At 76.0% G+C, this 23,623-nt stretch carries 23 protein-coding genes; 15 read left to right on the plus strand and 8 right to left on the minus strand.

Features of this window, described 5'->3' with window-relative positions; all coding sequences use genetic code 11:
* Positions 1-29: 29 nt before the first annotated feature.
* The gene (locus ABEA04_RS07120; RefSeq protein WP_345456203.1) at positions 30-2,015 is read right to left on the minus strand and encodes an ATP-binding protein; all 1,986 of its coding nucleotides are present in this window, start codon (positions 2,013-2,015) and stop codon (positions 30-32) included.
* An 89-nt stretch (positions 2,016-2,104) separates the two neighbouring features.
* Here ABEA04_RS07120 and ABEA04_RS07125 point away from each other — a divergent pair, with 89 nt between their 5' ends.
* Both ABEA04_RS07125 and ABEA04_RS07130 read left to right on the plus strand, forming a co-directional pair.
* A complete protein-coding gene (locus ABEA04_RS07125) occupies positions 2,105-2,908 on the plus strand; it encodes an acyl-CoA thioesterase (RefSeq protein ID WP_345456206.1) in 804 nt (267 codons plus the stop codon).
* Positions 2,909-3,369: 461 nt separating this feature from the next.
* A complete protein-coding gene (locus tag ABEA04_RS07130) occupies positions 3,370-4,593 on the plus strand; it encodes an HNH endonuclease signature motif containing protein (protein ID WP_345456208.1) in 1,224 nt (407 codons plus the stop codon).
* Positions 4,594-5,131: 538 nt separating this feature from the next.
* Here the strand turns inward: ABEA04_RS07130 and ABEA04_RS07135 are convergent.
* A complete protein-coding gene (locus tag ABEA04_RS07135) occupies positions 5,132-6,142 on the minus strand; it encodes a hypothetical protein (protein ID WP_345456211.1) in 1,011 nt (336 codons plus the stop codon).
* Positions 6,143-6,160: 18 nt separating this feature from the next.
* Here ABEA04_RS07135 and ABEA04_RS07140 point away from each other — a divergent pair, with 18 nt between their 5' ends.
* Positions 6,161-6,562 (plus strand): (deoxy)nucleoside triphosphate pyrophosphohydrolase, encoded by a 402-nt coding sequence (locus ABEA04_RS07140; RefSeq protein ID WP_345456213.1) that lies wholly within the window; start codon positions 6,161-6,163, stop codon positions 6,560-6,562.
* 1 nt (position 6,563) lies between these two features.
* Here the strand turns inward: ABEA04_RS07140 and ABEA04_RS07145 are convergent, their stop codons facing one another.
* Positions 6,564-7,634: a hypothetical protein gene (locus ABEA04_RS07145; protein WP_345456215.1), complete on the minus strand. Its 1,071-nt coding sequence runs from the start codon at positions 7,632-7,634 to the stop codon at positions 6,564-6,566.
* Between the two features lie 50 nt (positions 7,635-7,684).
* Positions 7,685-8,776, minus strand: coding sequence for a hypothetical protein (locus ABEA04_RS07150; protein WP_345456218.1), 1,092 nt, complete (start codon positions 8,774-8,776; stop codon positions 7,685-7,687).
* A 24-nt stretch (positions 8,777-8,800) separates the two neighbouring features.
* Here ABEA04_RS07150 and mshB point away from each other — a divergent pair, with 24 nt between their 5' ends.
* The 5 genes from mshB to crtI all read left to right on the plus strand — a co-directional run bounded on the left by mshB (position 8,801) and on the right by crtI (position 14,518).
* The gene (gene mshB, locus ABEA04_RS07155) at positions 8,801-9,715 is read left to right on the plus strand and encodes an N-acetyl-1-D-myo-inositol-2-amino-2-deoxy-alpha-D-glucopyranoside deacetylase (RefSeq protein ID WP_345456221.1); all 915 of its coding nucleotides are present in this window, start codon (positions 8,801-8,803) and stop codon (positions 9,713-9,715) included.
* Positions 9,716-9,786: 71 nt separating this feature from the next.
* On the plus strand, positions 9,787-10,062 hold the full coding sequence (locus ABEA04_RS07160; RefSeq protein WP_345456224.1) for a hypothetical protein: 276 nt from the start codon (positions 9,787-9,789) through the stop codon (positions 10,060-10,062).
* A 9-nt stretch (positions 10,063-10,071) separates the two neighbouring features.
* Entirely contained in the window at positions 10,072-11,784 is a 1,713-nt protein-coding gene (locus tag ABEA04_RS07165) for a VanW family protein (RefSeq protein WP_345456227.1), read from the plus strand.
* 92 nt (positions 11,785-11,876) lie between these two features.
* Positions 11,877-13,007 carry a polyprenyl synthetase family protein gene (locus tag ABEA04_RS07170; RefSeq protein ID WP_345456230.1) on the plus strand — a complete coding sequence of 377 codons (1,131 nt, stop codon included), beginning with the start codon at positions 11,877-11,879 and terminating at the stop codon, positions 13,005-13,007.
* A complete protein-coding gene (gene crtI / locus ABEA04_RS07175; protein WP_345456233.1) occupies positions 13,007-14,518 on the plus strand; it encodes a phytoene desaturase family protein in 1,512 nt (503 codons plus the stop codon). The genes ABEA04_RS07170 and crtI overlap by 1 nt, the downstream gene beginning before the upstream one ends.
* On the opposite strand, the gene ABEA04_RS07180 is transcribed toward crtI, so the two are convergent.
* Positions 14,494-14,871, minus strand: coding sequence for a lycopene cyclase domain-containing protein (locus ABEA04_RS07180; RefSeq protein ID WP_345456236.1), 378 nt, complete (start codon positions 14,869-14,871; stop codon positions 14,494-14,496). The genes crtI and ABEA04_RS07180 overlap by 25 nt on opposite strands.
* On the minus strand, positions 14,868-15,215 hold the full coding sequence (locus tag ABEA04_RS07185; protein WP_345456239.1) for a lycopene cyclase domain-containing protein: 348 nt from the start codon (positions 15,213-15,215) through the stop codon (positions 14,868-14,870). Before ABEA04_RS07185 ends, ABEA04_RS07180 begins: the two co-directional genes overlap by 4 nt.
* Positions 15,216-15,251: 36 nt before the next feature.
* Between ABEA04_RS07185 and ABEA04_RS07190 the strand changes: the two genes are divergently transcribed.
* From ABEA04_RS07190 to ABEA04_RS07220, 7 genes are read left to right on the plus strand one after another with little or no spacing between them, the layout of a single operon-like run.
* Positions 15,252-16,136, plus strand: coding sequence for a YhjD/YihY/BrkB family envelope integrity protein (locus ABEA04_RS07190; RefSeq protein ID WP_345456242.1), 885 nt, complete (start codon positions 15,252-15,254; stop codon positions 16,134-16,136).
* Positions 16,133-16,819 (plus strand): hypothetical protein, encoded by a 687-nt coding sequence (locus ABEA04_RS07195; protein ID WP_345456245.1) that lies wholly within the window; start codon positions 16,133-16,135, stop codon positions 16,817-16,819. Before ABEA04_RS07190 ends, ABEA04_RS07195 begins: the two co-directional genes overlap by 4 nt.
* Positions 16,816-17,589, plus strand: coding sequence for a carotenoid biosynthesis protein (locus tag ABEA04_RS07200; protein WP_345456248.1), 774 nt, complete (start codon positions 16,816-16,818; stop codon positions 17,587-17,589). Before ABEA04_RS07195 ends, ABEA04_RS07200 begins: the two co-directional genes overlap by 4 nt.
* Positions 17,589-18,719: a glycosyltransferase family 2 protein gene (locus tag ABEA04_RS07205; RefSeq protein WP_345456252.1), complete on the plus strand. Its 1,131-nt coding sequence runs from the start codon at positions 17,589-17,591 to the stop codon at positions 18,717-18,719. Before ABEA04_RS07200 ends, ABEA04_RS07205 begins: the two co-directional genes overlap by 1 nt.
* Positions 18,716-20,203: a phytoene desaturase family protein gene (locus ABEA04_RS07210; RefSeq protein ID WP_345456255.1), complete on the plus strand. Its 1,488-nt coding sequence runs from the start codon at positions 18,716-18,718 to the stop codon at positions 20,201-20,203. The genes ABEA04_RS07205 and ABEA04_RS07210 overlap by 4 nt, the downstream gene beginning before the upstream one ends.
* Positions 20,200-20,910 (plus strand): CDP-alcohol phosphatidyltransferase family protein, encoded by a 711-nt coding sequence (locus tag ABEA04_RS07215; protein WP_345456258.1) that lies wholly within the window; start codon positions 20,200-20,202, stop codon positions 20,908-20,910. Before ABEA04_RS07210 ends, ABEA04_RS07215 begins: the two co-directional genes overlap by 4 nt.
* Before the next feature lie 50 nt (positions 20,911-20,960).
* On the plus strand, positions 20,961-22,148 hold the full coding sequence (locus ABEA04_RS07220; protein ID WP_345456261.1) for a fatty acid desaturase family protein: 1,188 nt from the start codon (positions 20,961-20,963) through the stop codon (positions 22,146-22,148).
* Here ABEA04_RS07220 and ABEA04_RS07225 read toward each other — a convergent pair.
* Together ABEA04_RS07225 and ABEA04_RS07230 are read right to left on the minus strand one after the other, a co-directional pair.
* Positions 22,131-23,072, minus strand: coding sequence for a phytoene/squalene synthase family protein (locus tag ABEA04_RS07225; protein WP_345456264.1), 942 nt, complete (start codon positions 23,070-23,072; stop codon positions 22,131-22,133). The two genes, ABEA04_RS07220 and ABEA04_RS07225, sit on opposite strands and share 18 nt — an antisense overlap.
* Entirely contained in the window at positions 23,069-23,623 is a 555-nt protein-coding gene (locus tag ABEA04_RS07230; RefSeq protein ID WP_345456267.1) for a hypothetical protein, read from the minus strand. The genes ABEA04_RS07225 and ABEA04_RS07230 overlap by 4 nt, the downstream gene beginning before the upstream one ends.

Raw genomic sequence — 23,623 nt, forward strand, 5'->3', positions numbered from 1 at the left:
AGCATCACACGACGCCGCCGGGCCGGTGACTACGTCGCCGTCCTCCCCGCGCCGAGCGCGCGGTCGAGGGCGACGGCGACGTCGTCCGGTCGCAGCGGCTTGCGCACCAGCGCGGCCACGCCGTCGGGCGGTGGGACGACGTCGGCCGAGGTGACCACGACGGGCGTGCCGTCGGCGTCGGCCGGCACCCGGTCGAGGTCGGCCAGGACGACGTCGGCGTCACCCGGCCTGGCCCCGTCGGCCTCGGTGAGCACCTCGTAGCCCAGGTGGCGCAGCACGCCCTCGGCGACCAGCTGGCTCACCTCGCCGTCCTCGAGCAGCAGCACGCGGGTCGCGACCTCGCGGCCGAGCGGCAGCACGAACCAGAACCGGCTGCCCGTGCCGGGGGTGCTCTCGGCCCGCAGCTCTCCGCCCATCGCCGTCACCAGCCGCTGGCTGATCGACAGGCCCAGGCCGGTGCCGCCGAACTCGCGCGTCGTCGAGGCGTCGGCCTGCGCGAAGGGCTCGAAGATGCGGCGCAGGTCGTCGGGCTCGATGCCGATGCCGGTGTCGGTGACCTCGAAGCGCACCCGGACGACGTCCGGCGGGTCGAGGTCGGACCCCTCGGTCCGGGCGGAGATGCCGACCTCGCCGCGCGGCGTGAACTTCACCGCGTTCGCGGCCAGGTTGAGCAGCACCTGGCGCAGCCGCCACGGGTCGCCGCGCAGCCCCGGCGGGGCGTCGGCGTCGACGCGCACCCGCACCTCGCCGGCGCGCTCGGGGTCGACCACGATGTCGGCGACGTCGCGCAGCACGCGGGCGACGTCCAGCTCGACCGTCTCGACCTCGATGCGGCCGGCCTCGATCTTGGCGAAGTCGAGGACGTCGTTGAGGATCGACAGCAGGGCCTTGCCGGCGCCGTCGACGCCCTCGGCCCACCGGCGCTGACGGTCGTCGAGGTCGCTGGTGAGCAGCAACGCGTTGAGGCCGAGGACGCCGTTCATCGGTGTGCGGATCTCGTGGCTCATCGTGGCCAGGAACTCCGACTTCGCCTGGGACGCCGCCACCGCGTCGTCGCGGGCGGCCTCGACGTCGGCGCGGGCCCGGTCCATCGCGTGCAGCACCCGCACGGTGCGCGTGACCGCGAGCGCGACCAGTGCGACGGTGCCGGCGAGGATCACCCGCCGTGCCACCGGCTCGTCGCCGGTCGGCAGCAGGAGCAGCACGGTCGGCGTGGCCAGCGGGATGATCGCCACCAGCACCTGCCCGGTGGCCGAGCGCGCCGCCCCGGTGACGGGGGCGACGGCGCGGACGGTCGACCAGTTGGCGCGCGCGATGAGGGCGCCGCCGAGGGTCCAGCCGAGGTTGGTCCAGCGGTCGTCGAGGTCGGACACCAGGTCGAGCAGCGAGGCGAGGTCGGCGCCCATCCAGCAGGCGAGGCCGGCGATCAGCCAGGCGCCGCCGATCTCGCTGCGCCGCCGCGGGCTGAGCCCGACCCGCACGAGCAGGCCGAGCGCGACGGCGTCCAGCACGGGGTAGGCGGAGAGCACGAGCGTGCCGAGGTCGGTCGGGCCCGCCGTGCCGCCGAGGCGCAGCTGCACCTCCCAGACGACCAGCACCGACATCACCGCGACGGTGAGCGCGTCGACCACCGAGTCGAGGTCGATGAGGCGGCCGCTGGCGTTGGCCGAGCCGAAGAACAGCCCGAGGCCGAGCAGCGCGACGGCGAGCAGGTAGGGGACGTCGGCCGGTGACGCGTCGGGGACGTCGCGCCTCACCGCGTCGACGAAGTAGACGAGGTCGCCCAGCGCGTTGGCGGCGAGCGCGATCGCGAGCGTGGTGGAGACGAGGCGGCGCAGCCCGCCGTGGCGGCGCGAGCCGAGCCACGCCCACGACGCCGCGCCGGCGTTGACCACGATGATCAGCACGTTGGTCACCGCGTCGGGCAGGGCGTCGGTGGTCGCGCAGGTGACGACCGCGAGCGCGGTCAGCGCGGCCAGCACCCAGGTCGGGGTGCGGCTGGTGGCCTCGGGCATCGACGTCTCTTCGGGGGAGTGGGGGCGCCCCAGTGTGGCCGACCGGACGCCGCCGCGGACCCGAATCGCCGTGGCCTAGCCTGCGTGGCGTGACCTCCGTGCTCGACCGCGCCACCGCCGTGACCGGCCAGGACGGCGCCTACCGGGCCGGGCTCGACGCCGGCTGGGTCGTCGGCGGCGGCGTCAACGGCGGCTACCTGCTCGCCGTCGCCGCACAGGCGCTCGGCGCCGAGCTCGCCGACCGGCCCGACCCCGTCGCCCTCAGCGCCTACTACCTCTCCGCCAGCCGGCCCGGCCCCGCCGACGTCGACGTGCGGGTGCTGCGCGAGGGCGGCAGCACCGCCACCGCCGCCGCCGACGTGAGCCAGGACGGCGTCGCCCGGCTCAGCGTGCTCGCCACGTTCGGCGACCTCGGCAGGCAGGCGGACGACGTCCGCACGACGGCGGTGCGCCCCGACCTGCCGCCGCCCGAGGAGTGCGTCTCGCACCGCGACGCCACGCCCGAGGAGTTCCTGGACGCCTCGCCGCTGCTGCGGCGCTTCGACCTGCGCTTCGACCCGGCCGCGCTGGGCTGGGCCCGCGGGCGGCCCGACGACTCCGGCGTGCTGACCGCGTGGTTCCGGCTCGAGGACGAGCGCGAGCCCGACCCGCTCGCGCTCCTGCTCGCCGTCGACGCCCTGCCGCCGGTGACCTTCACCTTCGGCGCGATGGGCTGGGCCCCCACGCTCGAGCTAACCGCCCACGTGCGCGCCCGCCCCGCCCCCGGCTGGCTGCTCGTCACCCACCGCACCCGCAACATGGCCGGCGGGCTGTTCGAGGAGGACTGCGAGGTCTGGGACGCCGCCGGCCGCCTCGTCGCCCAGTCCCGCCAGCTCGCCCGCCTCCCGCGCTGACCGGCCGTTCGACGCCGGCCCACCCACACGGACCCTGAGCCTGTCGAAGGGCCCCCGCCGGTGGTTGAGCAGCAGGCCCCAGCGAGCGTCGTCGAAACCACCGGCCCGTTGAGGCCAGCCCGACGCCACGGACCCTGAGCCTGTCGAAGGGCCCACACCGGTGGTTGAGCAGCGAGCGTCTGCGCGAGCGTCGTCGAAACCACCGGCCCTCCACGCAGACGTCCGCGCACGACGTCCCTCCGACGAGCTCAGGGTCCGTCGGCGCGCGTTCGCGCGAGAATTGCGCAGGCCTTCACGATGGTCGAGGTGCGAGGAGCCCTGGCGACGAGCCTCGAGACCGCCGGCCCGTCGAAGCCCAGCCCGACCCCACGGACCCTGAGCCTGTCGAGGGGCACTTCGACGTTCTCCACAGGTCATCGAACACATTAGCGGTTGTCAGTGGTCGACGGTAGGATCGGCCTATGCCGACCACCACCCAGACACCCCGCGTGAGCAGCGACCCGCTGCTCGACGCGGTCGAGTCCGTGGTGGCCGAGCAGGCCCGGGTGGACGTCGCCAAGCTCCGCGCCGTGCTGGCCTGGGCGGCCGACCACACCACCACCGACGCCGACTACATCACTAACACCCTGGCCGAGCCCGGCCTCGAGGTCGCCGGCCCGGGTGCGCCGGTGGTCGGCGAATGGGCGGCCCTCGACCTGGCCGCGGTCATGGGCGTCTCCACCGACTCCGGACTCCGCTACCTCGGTCACGCCCTCGAGCTGCGCCACCGCCTGCCCCGCCTATACCGCCGGGTCCTCGATATGGAGGTTCCGGTGTGGCGGGCCTTCCGCGTCGCCGAGCACACCGTGATCCTCAGCAAGGTCGGCGCCGCGTTCGTCGACCACGCCCTGGCGCCGTTCGCCCACGACCTCTCCCTCGCCCAGATCGAACGGACCACGGCCGGTGCCATGGCCCGGTTCGACCCCGAGGAAGCCGAGCGGCGCCGGGTCGAGGCCGCCGAGCGACGGGGCGTCGACATCCGCTTGAACGGGCTCGACGTCCCGATCAACGGCACCGTCGAGATCGCCGCCACCCTCGACGTCGCCGACGCGATCGACCTCGAGGCCGCCGTCCGCGCCGGTGCGCAGCAGTCCGCCGACCTCGGCTCGACCCAGACCCTCGACGTCCGCCGCTCCCAGGCCCTCGGCGAGATGGCCCGCGCACAGCTGGCCCTCGACCTCGACACCGAGCCCGGGTCGGGACGCGGCGTCACGCTGTACGCGCACCTCGACGGCACCGACGTCGGCGTCCTCGACAACACACAGACCCCTGTGCTCATCGAGCAGATCAAGGCGTGGTGCGCAGCCGCCGGCACGAAGGTCACCGTGCGACCGGTCGTCGACCTGAACGTCGAGACGTCCAGCGACGCCTACCGCCCCAGCCCGACCGTCATCGAGCACGTGACCTTGCGCGATCGGCACTGCGTCTTCCCGCGCTGCACCAGACGACGGGTCGACCTCGACCACATCCACCCTCACGAGGCCGGCGGACCGACCTCGACGTCCAACCTCGCCCCGCTCTGCCGCCGGCACCACCGCGCGAAGACCCACAGCCGCTGGCGCTACCGGATGCTCGAGCCCGGCCTGTACGAGTGGATCAGCCCCACCGGCCGCACCCACCTCGTCGACCGCCGCCGACGACCCTGACCGCCCCACACCCCGCCCACCGCGGGGCTACCGGCATGCCCCGTGCGTCACGTTCGCGTTGACCCTGCGGGGTCTCGAGGCTCGGCCGTGGCCGGCCTCGCACCTCGACCACCGGAGATCCACGTGGGCGTTTGCGCACCACGTCCCTTCGACAAGCTCAGGGTCCGTGGGGGTGCGTTGCCGTTGACGGTGGGGGGTCTCGAGGCTCGGCCGTGGCCGGCCTCGCACCTCGACCACCGGAGATACACGCGTAGGTTCGCGCACGACGTCCCTTCGACAAGCTCAGGGTCCGTGGGGGTGCGTTCGTGTTGACCGTGGGGGGTCTCGAGGCTCGGCCGTGGCCGGCCTCGCACCTCGACCACCGCGAAGGCGCCCGACGATGGTCGAGGTGCGAGGAGCCCCGGTGACGAGCCTCGAGACCACCGGCCCTGGTTCGACAAGCTCAGGGTCCGTGCGGGCGCGATTGCGTTGACTTCCCGGGGTCTCGACGACGGCCTCGCGCAGGTGCTCGGCCTGCTCGACCAGCGGTGGGTACCCGTCAGTCGAAGTAGCTGCGGCGCATGGTGAACAGCCAGCGGGCGGTGGGGTGCTCGCTGACGCCCCAGAGGAGGTCGTCGGCGGGGGAGTGGGCGAGGTCCTCGTTGCCCATGGGGGTGGCGTGGGGGTGCTCGACGTCGTCGGCGAAGACCGAGCCGCGGGTGGTGCGGCCCTGGGAGACCGAGGTGAACACGCGGCCACCGGCGGCGGCGACGCCCTGCATGCGCAGCGGGCCGGAGCCGATCAGCTCGACGTCCCCGGTGGGCAGGCCGGTGATGGGGTCGAGCGGCAGTCGCGCCAGCCGGCGGGTGCGCGCGGCCGCGTTGGTGTACTCGCCGGCGAGCAACGACGGCCCGCCGGCCGAGCCGTGGTCGAGGCCCAGGAACGAGTAGCGGAACCGCTCGACGCCCTCCGCCGTGCGCGCCCGGTACTGCCACGCCACCGGCAGCACCAGCCGGTAGCCGAAGGCGGCGCGCGGGTCGGCCAGCCGGACGACGTCCGCGAGCCGGAACGTGAACAGCCCCTTGCCCGTGGCCGCGACGTGCAGGTGGCCGCGGTGCCACACCAGCCCGCCCGCGTGCACGTGCAGCGGCTCGACGCCGCCGTCCGCGGTGGCCCTCACCAGCAGCACGTGGCCGGCGCGTCCCGCGTCGAGGTCGAGGACGGTCAGCCGCGAGCCCTGGCGGTCGCGGTGGATCGGCAGCTTCTTCGCGTACGACGAGACCATCGCGACCCGCCGCGCGCCGAGCGCCTCGTCGTGCGCGTCGGCCGAGGTCGTCACGCCCTGCGGCCACCAGCGCAGCGTCAGCTGCTCGTGACCGGCGAGGCGCCACGCCTCGTGGACGGCGCGCCCCGGCACCCGTCGCGAGCGCCGCACCCGCCGGTCGAGCCCAGCGAGCAGGTCGTCGAGCGCCACCCGGCCGCCGTTCGCCGCGGCCAGCGCCTCGACGGCCTCGTCGGCGTCGTCCACGCGCTGCAGGGCCAGGTCTCGGTGGTCGGTGCCGTCGCTCACGCGCCTATCCTCGCGCCGGTGGGGGAGCGGCGACTCGTGGTGGGGGCGGCGGTCGTGCGCGGCGGTCGCCTGCTGGCCTGCCGCCGTACCCGCCCGCCCGAGGCTGCGGGCCGCTGGGAGCTGCCCGGCGGCAAAGTCGAGCCGGACGAGGACCCCGCCGCCGCGCTGGTGCGCGAGCTCGCCGAGGAGCTCGGCGTCGACGCCGTCGTGACCGGCTGGCTCGACGCCACGGTGCCGATCCGCGAGACCCACGAGCTGCGCGTCGCCACGGTCACCGTCGAGCACTGGACGCCGCGCCCCGCCGAGCACGACCGGCTGCGCTGGCTCGCCGCCGACGAGCTGGACGACGTCGACTGGCTCGAGCCCGACCGCCCGTTCCTGGCCGAGCTGCGCGACCGGCTGCCGGTGCGGCCGTCGTAGGTCAGTAGCAGGCGAACGGGCCGTCCGCGGTCAACGCCAGCCGGTCGAGCAGGAAGGCCGGTGCGTCGTCGGCCAAGGACACGTCGACCACGACCTCGTTGCCGTCCTGGGTCACCGTGCCGCTGAGGACGTCGGCGATCGGCTCCCCGGAGCTCAGCAGCGTGCCCTCGTCGAGGAAGGTCTGCCGCACCTCGACGTCGGCGGCCGCCACGTCGTCGTCGGCCATGAGCAGACGTACCTGGGGGTCGCCGTCGCCCTGGGCCAGCAGCGTCTGGAGCGGCCTCTGGAACGCGGGTGCCTCCTGCTCGATCCGCTCGAGCTGCTCCGGCGTCACCCGTCCGCCCAGCAGCGCCCTCGTGCAGTCGGGCAGCGCCTCGAGCCGCACCCGGTCGTTGCCCTCCACACCGTCGAGGAGGTCGCCGAGGGGCCCGTCGGCGAGGCTCGACGTGTCGCCGTCGACGGTGCGGAACACCTCGCTCGCGTCGTCGCCGGTGACGACCAGTCGTGCGTCGGGGTCGACGGTGACGTCGTAGAAGCCGGCCGGGTAGCCGCCGGCGATGGTGCCGGTGCTGACGTCGACGAGGTCGCTGGCCAGGCCCGTCAGATGCGTGCGACCGTCCGCTTCCTCCCGGGCCAGTCCGGCCTCCTCGAGCTCGGCGACCATTGCGTCGAGGTCGACGTCGTCGGCCACCGAGACGACCGTCGCCGCGCGGCCGCTGCCGGTGCCGAGGGTTACGGCCGCCGACCACTCCACCCCGCGCTCGTCGAGCGCGACACCCGCCTCGTCGGCGGTCACCAGCGTCGTGGCGAGGGGGCTCCCGGCGACGTCGTCGCTCCGCAGCGCGGCCACGTAGTCGTCGACCGGGACCTCGGTGCCGCCGACCCCGGCGCGCTCGGCCGACGCCGCCCGGTCGACGAACTCCACGAGCGTCGAGTCGGAGGGCAGGACGTCGGCCGCCTCCGCCAGGTGGTCGCCACCCGGGTCGACGTCGGCACCGTCCCCGTCGTCGCTGCAGCCGACGAGGGCCGCGAGCGTGAGCGCGAGCGCGGCGAGAGCGGGCGGGATCCTCATGGCGCAGTCATTCCGTCACGACGCCCCCGAGAAACGCCGGATCGACACCGTCAGTAGCAGGCGAACGGGCCGTCCGCGGTCAACGCCAGCTGCTCGAAGGTGTCGAGCGGGACGCCGTCGGGGACGGCGGCCTCGACGACGACCGTGTTGCCGTCCTGGGTCACCGAGGCGACGTCCAGGACGTCGGCCACCGGCTGCCGTGTCGCCGCCAGCGTCCCCTCGGCGAGATAGGCCTCTCGCACGGGGACGTCGGCGGCCGCGGCCTCGTCGTCGGCCATCCGCAGCAGGGCCTGCTGGCCGGCCGGGCCCTCGGCGAGCAGCGTGGCGACCGGCTGGCCGAAGTCGGGGGCGTCGGCCTCGAGCTGCGCCAGCTGCTCCTCCGTGGCCCTGGCGCCGAGCACCGCCCCGCAGTCCGGCGGTGCGAAGCCCACCACCTGCTCGGCCTCGTCGGACCCGAGGTCGTCGAGCAGCTCGGCCAGCGGGCCGTCGTCGAGCCCGGGGGCGTCGCCGTCCACGACCTCGAACACGTCGGCCGCACCGGACCCGACGACGACGAGCCCGGCGTCCTCGTCGATCGTGACGTCGAAGAACGAGGTCGGGTAGCCGCCGGCGATCGCGGTGTAGCCGTCTGCGGTGTCGACGACCTCGGACGGCTCGCCGACGAGCCGCACGCGACCGTCGGTGTCCTCGGCCGCGAGCCCGCCGTCCTCCAGCTCGGCTACCACCGCCCCGAGGTCGACCTCCTCGTCGACGCGGAAGACGGTCACGGTGCCGCCACCCTCGTCGTCGCTGCCGTAGGTCGCGGTCGCCGACCACACCACGTCGCGTTCGTCGAGCTCGACCCCCGCGTCGTCGGCGACGAAGATCGTCTGCGCGAGCGGCGAGCTCGCCAGCCGGGTGGTGCTGGTCGCCGCCAGGTACTCGTCGATGGTCACGTCACCGCCGATGCCGGCCCGCTCGGCCGACGCCGCCCGGTCGATGAACTCCAGGTTCGACGTCGTGGCCGGGAGCGCCGCGCGCGCCTCGCCGAGGCGGCCGCCGCTCCCGGAGTCGTCGTCCCCGTCGTCCCCGCTGCAGCCGGTGAGGCCCGCGAGGGTCAGGGCGAGACCGAGGCCGGCGAGGGAGGCGGTGCGGGAGCGCATGACTGCGTTATTACGCTTCGAGACATGAGTGAGACGCCGGCCCACCGGCTGCTGCTGGTGCACGCCCACCCCGACGACGAGTCGATCGGGCAGGGCGCGACGATGGCGAAGTACGTCGCCGAGGGCCGGGGCGTGACGCTGGTGACCTGCACGGGCGGCGAGATGGGCGAGATCCTCGTGCCCGAGCTCGAGCACCTGGCCGCCGACCGCGACGGCGGGCTGGGCGAGCACCGCCGCGGCGAGCTGGCCGAGGCGATGAAGGCGCTCGGCGTCACCGACCACCGCTACCTCGGCGGCTTCGGCCGCTACCACGACAGCGGCATGCAGTGGCACCCCGACGGCCACGCGATCGCCGCCGACGAGGTGGGGGAGGCCGCGTTCTGGCACGCCGACCTCACCGAGGCCGCCGACCACCTCGTCGCGATCATCCGCGAGGTGCGCCCGCAGGTGCTCGTCACCTACGACCAGTTCGGCGGCTACGGCCACCCCGACCACATCCAGGCCCACCGCGTCGCCACCTACGGCGCCGCGCTGGCCGCCGTCCCGTCGTACCGCCACGACCTCGGCGAGGCCTGGGACGTCGCGAAGATCTACTGGGGCGCGATGTCGGCGACCCGCATGCGCGAGGGGCTGCGGACGCTGCGCGCGGCCGGCGACACCACCTCGTTCCAGGGCATGGACCCCGAGGGCCCGCTGCCGCCGTTCGTGTGCGCCGACGAGGACCTCGCCGCCGCGGTCGACGCGCAGGACCACCACGAGCAGAAGATGGCAGCGCTGCGGGCGCACGCCACCCAGATCACCACCGACGGCCCGTTCTTCGCGCTGTCGAACAACGTCGGTTCGACCGCCTGGGGCATCGAGTACTTCCGCCTCGCCAAGGGCACGCAGGGCCCGGTCGGGGACGACGGCCTCGAGACCGACCTCTTCGCGGGGGTCTGACCCTGGGGTGGGTCGCGCCGGTCAGGGCCGTCGGGCTGCTGCTGGCCGGCGCCGTCGTCGGGGCCGCCGCCGTGCTCACCCACGGCCTGTGGCTCGGCTTCGGGCTCGGCGTCGTGGCCACCCTCGCCGGGGCGTGGGCGCTGCCGCCCGGCTGGAGCACACGGCTGCCGTTCGCGCTGGGCTGGGTCGCCGTCCTGGGCTACACCCTGCTGCCGCAGGCCTCGGGCGGCTACCTCATCGCCGCCGACGTGCGCGGCTACGCGCTGATGGCGCTCGGCCTGGTGACCCTCGTCGCGGCCGTCGTCACGGTGCGGCCGGAAGTGGGTGAGGACGCCGGCGCTTCGTAGACTGCGCCGGTGAGCCCCTCCTCGAGCACCCGGCCCGGCCGCGGCCGCCGCGTCCTCCTGGTCGTGGGGTCGGTGCTCGTCGTCCTCGTCGCCGGGCTCTACGTCGCCGGCTACGCCGTCGCCGGAGACAAGGTGCCGCGCGGCACGACGGTCGCCGGCGTCGACATCGGCGGACTCGCCCCCGGCGACGCCCGCAGCACCCTCGACGACGCGCTCGCCGAGCGCGAGCGCACCCCCGTCGAGGTGCGCCTCGGCGACCGCACCTCCACCCTCGACCCGGCCGAGGCCGGGCTCTCCTTCGACCACGCCGCCACCGTGGCCGCCACCGACGCCGGCTCCTCGTGGAGCCCGACGCGCCTGTGGGGCTGGTACGTCGGCGACGAGTCGGTCGAGCCCGTCGTCCGGGTCGACGAGGAGCGCCTCGCCGAGGCCGTCGCGCAGCTGCAGGGCGACGTCGGCGACGAGCCGGTCGACGGCGCCGTCCGCCTGCAGGGCACGCGGGTCGTCGTCGACGACCCGGTGCCCGGCCGCGGCATCGACCTGGACGTCGCCCGCGAGGCCCTCGTCGACGCCCTCGTCGGCGGCGGCACCGCCGAGCTGGCGATCACCGAGCTCGAGCCCGAGATCGGCACCGACGAGGTCGAGGCCGCCGTCAGCGACCTGGCCGAGCCCGCGCTCGCGGCCCCGGTGCGGCTGCGCTTCGGCGGCTCGACCGTGCGGCTGCGGCCGCGCCAGTACGCCGGGGCGCTGTCGTTCGAGCCGCGCGACGGCGCGCTCGAGCTCGTCGTCGACGACGCGGCCGTCGTCGAGCTGGTCGAGGGCGCCACCGCCGGCGCCGGCGAGCCGGTCGACGCCCGCATCGAGCTGGTCGACGGCAAGCCGAAGGTCATCAAGGCCAAGCCCGGCATCAGCTTCCAGCCGGCCGACGTGGTCGCCGCGTTCGAGCAGGTCGTCACCGCCCCCGACGGCGAGCGCACCGCCGACGTCGAGGGCACCGTCGAGCAGCCCGAGTTCACCACCAAGGACGCCCGCGCCCTCGGCGTGAAGCGGCGGGTCTCGACCTTCGTGACCGAGTTCCCCTACGCCGAGTACCGCAACACCAACATCGGCCGGGCCGCCGAGATCGTCGACGGCACGCTGCTCATGCCCGGCGAGGTGTTCTCGCTCAACGACATCGTCGGAGAGCGCACGGCCGAGAACGGGTTCGCGATCGGCACGATCATCCAGAACGGCATCTTCGTCGAGGACTACGGCGGCGGCGTCTCGCAGATGGCCACCACCACCTTCAACGCCGCCTTCTACGCCGGCCTGAAGGACATCGAGCACAAGCCGCACTCGGTCTTCATCGACCGCTACCCCGAGGGCCGCGAGGCCACCGTCGCCTGGCCGACGGTCGACCTGCGGTTCCAGAACGACACCGACCACGGCATCCTCATCGGCACCGAGTTCGTCGACAGCACGCCGTCGTCCGCGGGCTCGGTGCGCGTCTCGATGTACTCCACCAAGGTGTGGGACATCGACGACGAGACCTCCGAGCGCTACGCCTACGTCAGCCCCGGCACCCGCCGGCTCGACACGCCCAACTGCGTGCCGAACACCGGCTACAGCGGCTTCCAGGTCGACGTCACGCGCATCTTCCGGCGCCACGGCGAGGCCGAGGTCGTCAAGCGCGAGACCTTCCACACCGACTACATCGCCAGCGACACCGTCATCTGCCGCTAGCCCGACGTCGGTGGCCCGGGTCACCCGGGCGACGCCGTCCGCGACCCGGACGGGTGGGTACCGGGCCTCGTCACCGACGAGGGAGCCACCGTTTGACCACGCACCGTGCCGTCGAGGGGCGCGAGGTCGCCCACGCCCCGCTGCAGGAGGGCCGCCTGGTCGACGCCGCCACCACGGCGCGGGTCGACCGGCTGGTGCTCGAGACGATCGAGCGACGCGGACGCACCGTCACCGCGGTGAGCGACGAGCTCGAGCCGGTGCTGCGCGCCGCCCGCGAGGCCGCCGGCGGCGGCAAGCGGATCCGGGCTGCCCTGGTGGTGTGGGGCTGGCGGGGAGCCGCGAGCCGGTCGGTCGAGCCGGACGACGCCGTCGTCGGCGTCGCGGCCGGCCTCGAGCTGTTCCACCTCGCGGCGCTGGTGCACGACGACGTCATGGACCGCAGCGGCCTGCGTCGCGGGCGGCCGACCGTGCACCGCGTCTTCGAGCGCGAGCACCGCCGTCGCGGCTTCGAGGGCCGCGCCGCCGACTTCGGCTCGGCCGTGGCCACGCTCGTCGGCGACCTGTGCCTGACCTGGGCCGACGCGCTCGTCAGCGACGCGCTGCGCCAGCTCGAGCCGTCGCGCGTCGAGGCGACCCGACGCGTCTGGGACGACCTGCGCACCGAGGTGATGGCCGGGCAGTACCTCGACCTGCTCGAGCAGCAGCGCCGCGGCTCGCGCCTCGACGTGCTGCGCCGGGTGACGACGTACAAGAGCGCGAAGTACACCGTCGAGCAGCCGCTGCTGCTCGGTGCCGCGCTGGGCGGTGCGCCGGCCGCGCTGCGCGAGGGCTACTCGGCCTTCGGGCTCGACGTCGGCGAGGCGTTCCAGCTGCGCGACGACCTGCTCGGGGTCTTCGGCGACCCCGACCTGACCGGCAAGCCGTCGGGGGAGGACCTGCGCGAGGGCAAGCGCACGCTGCTGGTGGCGCTGGCCGAGCGGCGGGCGGACGCCGTCCAGCAGCGCCTGCTGCACCGCGACGTCGGCGACGCGCACCTGGACGCCGACCGCCTGGGCCGGCTGCGCCAGGTGCTGGTCGAGACCGGTGCCGTCCGCGAGGTCGAGCAGCGCATCGACGAGCTGGTGGCGCGCGCCCACCGCCGGCTGGCCGGCCTCGACGTGCCGCAGCCGGTGCGAGCCGCGCTGGCCTCGGCGGCCTCGGCCTGCGCGTGGCGGCTCGCCTGATGCGCACCGTGACAGGGCCGACCGACCACGTGGTCGTCGTCGGCGCCGGCCTCTCCGGGCTCTCGGCCGCGCTGCGGCTGGCCGGCGCCGGGCGTCAGGTCACCGTCGTCGAGCGCGACGACGAGCCCGGCGGCCGCGCCGGCGTGCTGCGCCGCGACGGCTACGTCTTCGACACCGGCCCGTCGGTGCTGACCATGCCGGGCCTGGTCGACGACGCCTTCGCCGCCGTCGGCGAGACCACGGCCGACTGGGTCGACCTGGTGCCGGTCGAGCCCGGCTACCGCGCCCGCTTCCACGACGGCACCGAGCTCTCGCTCTTCCACGACCAGCCGCGCATGGAGCAGCACGTGCGCGAGGTGATGGGGGGCGAGGCGGCGGCGTCCTACCGCGGCTACGTCGACCACGTCACCCGCCTCTACCAGCTGCAGGCGCGGCACTTCATCGACCGCAACATGGACGGCCCGTGGTCGGTGATGGTGCCCGACCTCGCCCGCCTGGCGGCCATGGGCGGCTTCCGCAGGCTCGGCCCGACGGCCGCGCGCCACCTGCCCGACGAGCGGCTGCGCCGCGCCTTCACCTTCCAGTCGCTCTACGCCGGCGTCGCCCCGCAGGACGCGCTCGCCCTCTACGGCGTCATCAGCTACATGGACGTCGTCGCCGGCGTCTGGTTCGCCCGCGGCGGCATGCACGCGCTGGTGCGGGGCCTGGCCGGTGCGGCCGAGAAGGCCGGGGTCGACTTCCGCTACGGCACGACGGTGAGCCGGGTCGAGCGGCGCGGACGCCGCGCGCTGGCGCTGCGGACGACGTCCGGCGAGCGCATCGAGGGCGACGCGTTCGTGCTCACCGCCGACCTGCCGGTGGCCCGACGCGACCTGCTCGGCGCCCCGGTGCGGCGGGTGGTGAGGCCGACGTACTCGCCGTCGTGCTGGCTGATGCTGGCCGGCTCGCGCGAGCCGTACGCCGACCCCGACGGCTCGCCGGGCCCGCTGCACACCATCGACTTCGGGCAGGCGTGGGAGGGCACCTTCGACGAGCTGACCGGCGGTCGGCTGATGTCGGACCCGTCGTTCCTGGTCACCGCCCCCACCCGCCTCGACCCGTCGCTGGCGCCCGAGGGCGGCCACACGTACTCGGTGCTGTTCCCGACCCCGCACCTCGACGGCGAGGTCGACTGGGCGCGCGAGGCCCCCGCCTACCGCGACCACGTGCTGGCCACGCTCGACGCGCGCGGCTGGCCGGGCTTCGCCGAGGCGATCGAGGTCGATGACGTCACCACGCCGCTGGAGTGGCAGGCGCGCGGCATGGAGAAGGGGACGCCGTTCGCGATGGCGCACACCTTCCGCCAGACCGGCCCGTTCCGCCCGCGCAACCTGTGGGGCGAGAACGTCGCGCTCGCCGGCTCCGGCACGACGCCCGGCGTCGGCGTCCCGATGGTGCTCGTCTCGGGGCGGCTCGCCGCCGAGCGCATCACCGGCCCCGACCCGACCTACCGCTCGCGGGTCTGGCCGTGACCGCGGCGCGCCCGGATCCGCTCGACGACCGGGGGCGGCGGGTCGTCGTCCACCGGCTGCACGCCGCGGCGTCCCCACCACACCCACCACACCATCGACTGCGTCACCAGCGCGAAGCCGAACAGGAGGTCCTCGACCGGGGCGTGGCCGATGCGCCAGCCGAGGATGGCGTCGGGGTCGTAGCGGAAGACGCCCTGCGAGGTCAGCCACTCGTTGGTGAGCAGCTGGAAGAACAGCACGATGCCGTACGACAGCCAGTAGGCGCGGCGCCGCAGCAGGCAGGTGCGCAGCACCCACAGGTCGAGCACCACCGTGACCGCGACGCCGATCAGGGACGCCGTCGTGTGGCTCATCGACGAGCCTCCCTCTCAGACTCGTCGCCGACCCGCCAGCCCCAGAACCGGCGCACCGCCTCGAGCGAGAGCACCGAGGCGACCGGCACGACGACGAAGAACGAGACCTCCTCGACCGGCAGCCCGCCCGGCAGCACCCAGCCGAGGATGCGGTCGGGGCCGAAGGTCCAGTGGCCGGCGTGCACCGCGAGCAGGTCCCACACGACGAACGGCACGCCCGCGCAGACGACGGTCAGCGCGAGGCGCCGGGCCCGCCGCGCCACGCCCGCCCTCAGCACCAGCTCGAGCGGCGTCACGGCGACGACGACGAAGACCAGCATCGCGGCGTACGTCAGCGAGCCCACGGCCCACCAGCCCTCCCGGACCGCCCGGACCGCCCCGTGAGCACGCTCGCGACCCTCGCCGGCCACACCCGGCTCGTCGTCGGCGGCGTGCGCCGCGACCTCGCCGGCGCGCCGCTGCCGTCGGCCGCGGCCGGGCTCACGTACTTCGGCGGCATCGCGGTGGTGCCCTGGGCGCTGCTGGTGATGTGGTCCTCCTCGGTGGTCCACGGCGACGAGGCCGCCGAGCGCCGGTGGGCCTCGCTCGCCGTGCTCGTGCCGCCGGACATGGGTGGACGACGGCCCTACGGAGCCCTCGTGGACGCCGGTACCCACCTGTCGCTGCTCGGTGCACTCGTGCTGCTGTTGCCGGCCTCGTTCTACGGCGAGGGCCTGCGTCGCGCCTGCCTGGCGCTGCGGCCCCGGGACGACGCGCCGCCCGACACCTGGACCGGCTGGCGCGGGCGGCTGCTGAGCCTGCCGTCGCTGGCCGTGCTCGTCGTCGCCGGGCTCGTCGCGCTGCCGGTGCTCGAGGCGGCCCGCGGCCTGGCGCCCGACGGCGGGGGCGGCGGTGTCGGCGACTGGCTGCTGCGGGTCGTCGTCGGCTTCACCGTCACCTGGCTCGGCCTGGCGCTGCCGCTGGCCTGGGCGCTGCGCGCCGTCGCGCCCGGCCGCACGTCGTGGACCGCCGCGCTGCTCGGCGGGCTGGCGATCGGCTCGTTCCTGGCCGGGTTCCTGCAGGGGTTCCTGCTGTTCCTGGCCATCCCCATCGACGTCGGCCTGCCGTTCGCCGGGCTCACCGTCGTCGGTGCCGTGGTCGCGGTGGGGCTGTGGCTGTTCGTGCTGCACACCGTGGTGCTGCTCGGCTGGCTGCTGGTCGCCGAGGCCGACGACCCCGACGCGCGCGCCACCCGGCGTCGGGCCCTCGCCGGGGACGCCGCGTGACGGCGTCCGAGGGCCAGGTCGTGGTGCTGCGGGTCTGGCGGGTGCGCCGCGCGCTGCCGGCCATGCTGCGCGTGGCGACGAGCCGGGCGCGGCTGCGCCGGGGCGGCCCCGCGTTCGCGAAGGTGCTGGGCACCGGGTCGGGCGAGACGTTCGGCCCGCGCGACGCCGACCTGCACCACTGGGCGCTGCTGAGCACGCACGCCGACGCCGCCGAGGCGGAGGCCTTCGCCGACCACGCCGTCGTCCGGGCGTGGGACGACGCCTCCCCCGAGCGGCTCGTCGTCACGATGCGGCCCCAGCACAGCCGCGGCCGGTGGTCGAGGCGCGAGCCGTTCGCGGACGGCGGTGGACGGCACGACGGCCCGGTCGCCGCGGTGACGCGTGCCCGGCTGCGGCCCTCGCGGGCGGTGCGGTTCTGGCGGGCGGTGCCCGACGTGTCGGCCGACCTGCACGACCGCGACGGGCTGCGGATCGCCCTCGGCGTCGGCGAGGCGCCGCTGGGCTGGCAGGGCACCTTCAGCCTGTGGCGCGACGCCGCCGCGCTGCGCGACTTCGCCGTCACCGGCGCCGCCCACGCGCGGGTGGTCGAGCAGACGCCGGGGGAGCGGTGGTACGCCGAGGAGCTGTTCGCCCGCTTCGCCGTCGTCGGCGTCGAGGGCAGCTACCGCGGACGGCGCCCGTGACCCCCCGCACGGCCGGGCTCGCGGTGTGGGCGCCCGCCGCGGCCGGCATCGGCGTCCAGATGGCCTTCCCGCTCACCCGCGGCGGCACCCCGGCGATGACGACCGCCAGCGTGGTGCTGCTCGCCGGCGCCTCGCTCGCCCACGCCGCGGTCACCCGCGGGCCCGGCCCGGCGCTCGGCCTGCTGGCGCTCGGCGGCGGCGGCACGCTGGTGGCCGAGGCGGTCGGCGTGGCCACCGGCTACCCGTTCGGCCGCTACGCCTACCGCGGCACGCTCGGCCGCGAGGTGCTCGGCGTCCCGGCGCTGGTGCCGCTGGCGTGGACATCGATGGCCTACCCGGCGCTGCTCGTGGCGCGCACGCTGCGGCCCGGCGCCGGGCCGGCGTCGACCGCGCTGCTCGCCGGCTGGGCGCTGACCACCTGGGACGTCTTCCTCGACCCGCAGATGGTCGACGCCGGCCACTGGGCCTGGGAGCGGCCGACCCCGTCGCTGCCGGGGGTGGACGACGTCCCGCTCACCAACTTCGCCGGCTGGCTCGTCGTCGCCACCGCGCTCGGCGCCGTGCTCGACCGGGTGGTGCCGCCCGCCGCCGACGCACGCACCGACGACCAGCCCCGCGCGGTGTTCCTGTGGACCTACGCCTCGTCGGTGCTGGCCCACGCCGCGTTCTTCGGCCGGCCGCGGGTCGCCGCCGTCGGCGGCGTGCTCATGGGCACGGTGGGCGTGCCGCTCGCGCGGCGGGTGCTGGCACGGCTGCGAGGACGGGGCTGATGGCCGTGAGCCCGGGGGCGGCCGTGACCGCCGCGGGCACCGCGCTGTCGCTCGCGAGCGTCGGCCTGGTGCTCGACAACCTGCGCCGGATGCGGGTGCCACGGCTCGATGCCGGCCCGACCGGCGACACGGTCGCCGTGCTGCTGCCCGCGCGCGACGAGGCCGCGCGGGTCGGGGCGTGCGTGCGCAGCCTGGTGGCCGCCGCGCGCCACCACGGCGACGCGGGGGTCGTCGTCCTGGACGACGGCTCGAGCGACGGCACGGCGGCGCTGGCTCGCGAGGCCGGCGCCGACGAGGTGCTGGCCGGGGCGCCGACGCCCGCGGGCTGGGCCGGCAAGCCGTGGGCGTGCGCGCAGCTGGCCGCGGCGGCCGACGACGCCGACGTGCTGCTGTTCGTCGACGCCGACGTGGTGCTCGACCCCGCGGCGGTCAGCGCCACGGTCCACCTGCTGCGCGCCACCGGCCTCGACCTGGTGTGCCCCTACCCGCGCCAGCAAGCCGGGACGCCGTCCGAGCGGCTGGTGCAGCCGCTGCTGCAGTGGTCGTGGCTGAGCACCCTGCCGCTCGGCCTCGCCGAGCGGTCGGCCCGGCCCTCGCTCGGCGCCGCCAACGGACAGCTGCTCGCCGTCGACGCCGCCGCCTACCGCCGCGCCGGCGGGCACGGCGCCGTGCGCGACGAGGTGCTGGAGGACCTCGCGCTGCTGCGGGCGGTCAAGGCCGCCGGCGGCCGAGGTGTGGTGGCCGACGGCACCCACGTCGCCACCTGCCGCATGTACGGCGGGGCGGCCGAGCTGCGGGCCGGCTACCGCAAGTCGCTGTGGGCGGCGTTCGGCTCGCCCGCCGGCGCCGCGGGCGTCGTCGGCCTGCTGACGCTGACCCACGTGGTGCCGCCGGTGGCGGCGCTGGCCGGGTCGCGCGTCGGGGCGCTCGGCTACGCCGCGAGCGTCGCCGGGCGCGCGCTCGCCGCCCGCCGCACCGGCGGCCGGGTGCTGCCCGACGTGCTCGCCCACCCGCTCGCCGTGCTGGCCTTCGGCGGGCTGGTCGCCGACTCGTGGGTCGGACGCCGACGCGGACGGCTGACGTGGAAGGGCCGCGCGGTGCCGTGGCCCGCGCGGCAGGGGCGGCCATGAGCCGGGTCGTCGTGGTCGGCGCGGGCGTCGGCGGGCTCGCCGTCGCGGTGCGCCTCGCCGCGCAGGGCCACGGGGTCACGCTGCTCGAGCAGGCCGACGAGGTGGGCGGCAAGCTCGGCGTGCGGCGCCGCGACGGGTTCGTCTTCGACACCGGGCCCTCGCTGCTGACCATGCCGCACCTGCTCGACGAGCTGCTCGCCGACACCGGCGGCCCCGACCCCGGCCTGCGGCTGCAGCGCCTCGACGTCGCCTGCCACTACCGCTTCGCCGACGGCACCGGGCTGGCGATGCCCGGCCGGCTCGACGACGTCCCCGCCGCGCTCGACGCCGCCCTCGGCCCCGGCCGCGGCGAGCAGTGGACGGCGTTCCTGCGCCGCGCCGAGCAGATCTGGGACGTCACCCGCGGGCCGTTCCTCGAGTCGCCGGTGAGCGCGGCCGGGCTGGTGCGGCTCTCGCGGCGGCTGGGCGACGTCGCCGCCGTCGCGCCGTGGGTCAGCCTGCGCCGGCTGGGGGAGCGCTACCTGCACGACCCGCGGCTGCGCACCCTGCTCGACCGCTACGCCACCTACACCGGCTCCGACCCGCGCCGCGCGCCCGCCGCGCTGGCGACCGTGCCGTACGTCGAGCAGGCCTTCGGCTCGTGGTACGTCGAGGGCGGGCTCGGGCGCATCGCGACCTCGCTGCGCGAGCGGGCCGAGTCGCTCGGCGTGCGGGTGCGCCCCGGCTGCCGGGTGCAGGAGGTGACGACCTCGGGCGGCCGGGCGGACGGCGTCCGGCTGGCCGACGGGACGCGGCTGCCCGCCGACGTGGTGGTGGCCAACGCCGACGCCGCTCAGGTCTACCGCGAGCTGCTGCCGCCGTCGGCCGGCGCGCGCGCCCGCGCTCGGCTGCAGCGCGCGACGCCGTCGCTGTCGGGGTTCGCGCTGCTGCTGGCCCTCGACGGCGTCGGCCCGCCCGCCGCCCACCACCGGGTGCTGTTCGCCGAGGACTACGACGCCGAGTTCGACGGCGTCTTCGGCACCCGCCGTCGCGGCCCGCACCCGGTCGGGCGACCCACCCTCTACGTGGCCGCCGCCGACGACCCGGCCGTCGTGCCGCGGCCCGGCGCCGGCGCCTGGTTCGTGCTCGTCAACGCCCCGCGCCACGACCCGGCCGGCGGCGTCGACTGGGACGAGCCAGGCCTGGCCGACGCCTACGCCGCGCGGCTGCTCGACCTGCTGGCCGAGCGGGGCGTCGACGTCCGACCGCACCTGCGGTGGTGCGAGACGGTCACGCCCGCCGACCTCGAGCGCCGCACGCTCACGCCCGGCGGCTCGATCTACGGCACCTCGAGCAACGGCGCCCGCGCCGCCTTCCTGCGGCCCGCCAACCGCACCCCGGTGCCGGGGCTGTTCCTCGTCGGCGGGTCGTCGCACCCCGGTGGCGGGCTGCCGCTGGTGCTGCTCTCGGCGCGCATCACCGCCGGCCTCGTGGGGGCGGCGTGACCGGCCACGACGACGCCGCCGCCGCCCGCGCCGCGTGGTCTGACCGCCACGGTGGCCTCGACCCCGACGGCTCGTTCTGGGTCTCGCGCTGGGTCGGCCTCACCCACGCGCTGGCCCGGCCGGTCGCGCGCCGCGGCCTCTCCCCGGACGTCGTCACCGGGCTCGGCCTGCTGCTGTCGGTGGCCGTCGTCCCGCTCGCCGCGGCCGGCGCCGCCTGGCCGCTGCTGGCCGCGGCGTTCGTCACCGCCGCCGGCATCGCCGACGGGGTCGACGGCGCCGTGGCGTCGCTGCGGGGCGGCGGCACCCGGTGGGGCGAGGTGCTCGACCACCTCGCCGACCGCCTCTCCGACCTGCTGCTCATCGGGGCGCTGGTGCCGCTCGGCGCGCCGCTGCCGCTGTGCGCCGCGCTGGCCGTGCTCACCCTGCTGCTCGAGTCGGTGCGGGCGGCCGCCCGCACCGCGGGCCTCGACGGGCCGGGCGCGGTCACGGTGTGGGAGCGGCCCTCGCGGGCCCTCGTGGCCGGCTTCGGCACGGGGCTGTGCGGCCTGGAGTGGCTCGCGCGGGGGGCCGGGGTCGACGTCCTGCCGGCCGTCGACGCCGACGTGCTGGCGACCTCCGCGGGGGTGGTCGGCTCGGCGCTCGCGGTGGTCGGCCTGCTCCACCTCGTGGTCGTCGTCCGGCGCCGGCTCCGCCTCCCGCACCGATGAGCCCACCCGTCTGACGGGTACCGGTCGACGACCCCCACGAGAGGACCACCGTGACGGCCCTGCAGCGCAAGCGCGAGAACCCCATCGCCCACCTCAGCGACGACGACGTCGAGCGGCTCGGTGCCGAGCTCGACCGCCTGCGCGAGGAGGTGCTGGCCTCCCGCGGCGAGCGCGACGCGGCCTACATCCGGCGCGTCATCCGGGCCCACCGCGCGCTCGAGCTCGGCGGGCGCGCTGTCCTGCTGCTCGGCGCCCGCCGGCGTCCGGCGTGGCTGGTGGGGACGACGGCGCTGGCCGCGGCCAAGGCGCTCGACAACATGGAGATCGGGCACAACGTGCTGCACGGCCAGTGGGACTGGATGCGCGACCCCGCCATCCACTCCACGACCTGGGACTGGGACCACGTGACGCCGCCGCACCAGTGGCAGCGCGCCCACAACCAGACCCACCACACCTACACCAACATCCTCGGCCAGGACGACGACCTCGGCTACGGCATCCTGCGCGTCGACGAGGACCAGCCGTGGCGCACCCGGCACCTGGCCCAGCCGCTGTGGAACCTGGTCAACGCCTGCGTCTTCGAGTACGGCATCGCCGCCTACGACCTGCGGCTCGGGGAGTCGCTGCGCTCGGGCCAGGGCCTCTCACCGCAGGTGCGGCGCGACCTCGGCGAGGTGCTCGCCCGCGCCCGCCGGCAGTCGGTGAAGGACTACGTCGTCCACCCGCTGCTCGCCGGGCCCGGCTGGCGGCGCGTGCTCACCGCCAACCTCGTCGCCAACCTGGCGCGCAACCTGTGGTCGCACTCGGTGATCATGTGCGGCCACTTCCCCGAGGGCGTCGAGACCTTCGAGCAGCCGGCGCTGCCCGAGCGCGAGACCCGGGCGCAGTGGTACCTGCGGCAGATGCTCGGCTCGGCCAACGTGCGTGGCCCGCGGCTGCTGCACCTGATGAGCGGCAACCTCTCGCACCAGATCGAGCACCACCTCTTCCCCGACCTGCCGAGCAACCGCTACCGCACCATCGCGCCGCGGGTGCGCGAGATCGTCGAGCGCCACGGCCTGCGCTACCACTCCGCCGGGCTGGTCACGCAGGTCGCGAGCGCGTGGCACAAGGTGCTGCGGCTCTCGCTGCCCAACGGCTGGCTGGCCGAGACGACGCCGCGCACGCTGGTGCCGCAGCTGCGGCGGCTGGTGCGCCTGGCGCGCGAGAGCCGGCAGCCCTCACCCGCGCTGGGCTGAGGGCCCGCCCGGCGCGCCGGGCGGGGTCGGGCGGCCGCGGCGCGAGCCGGCGCGCGCCAGCAGCGCGGCCTTGGCGGGCGTCGGCACCCGCACGCGGCGCTGCCGCAGCTCGGCCGCGGGGGTGGCGCGCAACCGGGTCGACAGCGCGGCGAAGAGGTCGTGGGCGGCGCAGACGGCCAGCCGGCTGCCGCGGGGGAGCGCGGGGACGACGAGCGCGGCGGCCGCGAGGCCGGCGTCCACGTCGTCGAGCAGCTCGTCGCGGCGGGCGTCGTCGAGGTCGGCCGGCTCGGTGCCGGGCAGGTAGTGCCGGTCGAGCCGGTCGGCGTCGTCGGCGAGGTCGCGCACGAAGTTCACCTTCTGGAACGCCGAGCCGAGCCGCCGGGCGCCCGGCGCGAGCGCGTCGTAGCGCGCCTCGCGGTCGGGCTCGTCGGCCAGGAAGGCGCGCAGGCACATCAGGCCGACGACCTCGGCCGAGCCGTGCACGTAGCGCGACAGGCTCGCGTCGTCGTGCCGCTCGGGGTCGAGGTCGGCGCGCATGGAGGCGAAGAACGGGTCGACGAGGGCGCCGTCGATGCCGACGGTGCGGGCGGTGCGGGCGAAGGCGTGGACGACGAGGTTGCTGCTGGAGCCCGACGCGAGCGCGGTCGCCGTCTCGTCCTCGAGCGTGGCGAGCAGGCCGGCGCGGGCGGCGGCGTCCTGGCCCGGTCGGGGCGCGTCGACGAGCTCGTCGGCCACGCGCACCAGGGCGTAGACGCTGCGCACGTGGTCGCGCACCGGCTGCGCGAGCAGCCGCGTGGCGAGGCCGAAGGAGGTCGAGTAGGCGCCGATCACGACCGCGGCGCTCGACTGGGCCACGGCGTCGAACGTGGCGTGCGGCGCGGGCGTCGCGCGGCCGCGGGGCGCGGCGCGCCACAGGCCGCTCACCACGACCACCGGCCCACGACCGACCGGCGGGCGACGGGGTGCGCGAGCGCGGCGACCCGGCCGGCGCGGCGGGGCTCGTGCACGACCCGGGCGCGCGGCGAGCCGACGACGTCGCGGGCGAGGCGTCGGGCCACGTCGGGGTCGCGGTCGGCCGGCCGCAGCCGGTGGCGCACCAGCCTCGTCACCTCGACGTGCGGCTCGGCCCCGAGCCGTGGACGCCGCGCGGAGCGGCGGCCGTCGACCACCAGCACGAGCCGGGCCGGTGGGCCGCCGTTCATCACCGCGACGACGGCCTCGAGGGTCCGGGCGCGGGTCGCGCCGTCGGTCAGGTCGACGACCGCGAACCCCAGCGGTCGGGCGTGCCCGGCGACCGCGGCCACCAGCGCCGTCTCTTCGGCGGTGCCGTCGCGGTCATGGCGGTCACCGGACCGAGCCGCGGAGGTGTGCACGTCGTACCCGCCGTCGGCCAGCGCGAGCACGAGCTGCTCGGTCAGCACCGTCGGCGGGCCGCAGACCAGCGCCGTGGCACGGTCGACCCCGCGAGCGTCCAT

Origin of the sequence: Nocardioides marinquilinus, assembly GCF_039543705.1 — a bacterium.
GTDB classification, from domain to species: Bacteria; Actinomycetota; Actinomycetes; order Propionibacteriales; family Nocardioidaceae; genus Nocardioides; species Nocardioides marinquilinus.

Excerpts from the sequence above, each read along its gene's own strand:
- ABEA04_RS07120 (WP_345456203.1), bottom strand. The coding sequence starts at position 2,015 with ATGCCCGAGGCCACCAGCCGCACCCCGACCTGGGTGCTGGCCGCGCTG.
- ABEA04_RS07130 (WP_345456208.1), top strand. The coding sequence starts at position 3,370 with ATGCCGACCACCACCCAGACACCCCGCGTGAGCAGCGACCCGCTGCTC.
- ABEA04_RS07145 (WP_345456215.1), bottom strand. The coding sequence starts at position 7,634 with ATGAGGATCCCGCCCGCTCTCGCCGCGCTCGCGCTCACGCTCGCGGCC.
- ABEA04_RS07150 (WP_345456218.1), bottom strand. The coding sequence starts at position 8,776 with ATGCGCTCCCGCACCGCCTCCCTCGCCGGCCTCGGTCTCGCCCTGACC.
- mshB (WP_345456221.1), top strand. The coding sequence starts at position 8,801 with ATGAGTGAGACGCCGGCCCACCGGCTGCTGCTGGTGCACGCCCACCCC.
- crtI (WP_345456233.1), top strand. The coding sequence starts at position 13,007 with ATGCGCACCGTGACAGGGCCGACCGACCACGTGGTCGTCGTCGGCGCC.
- ABEA04_RS07180 (WP_345456236.1), bottom strand. The coding sequence starts at position 14,871 with ATGAGCCACACGACGGCGTCCCTGATCGGCGTCGCGGTCACGGTGGTG.
- ABEA04_RS07205 (WP_345456252.1), top strand. The coding sequence starts at position 17,589 with ATGGCCGTGAGCCCGGGGGCGGCCGTGACCGCCGCGGGCACCGCGCTG.
- ABEA04_RS07210 (WP_345456255.1), top strand. The coding sequence starts at position 18,716 with ATGAGCCGGGTCGTCGTGGTCGGCGCGGGCGTCGGCGGGCTCGCCGTC.
- ABEA04_RS07230 (WP_345456267.1), bottom strand. The coding sequence starts at position 23,623 with ATGGACGCTCGCGGGGTCGACCGTGCCACGGCGCTGGTCTGCGGCCCG.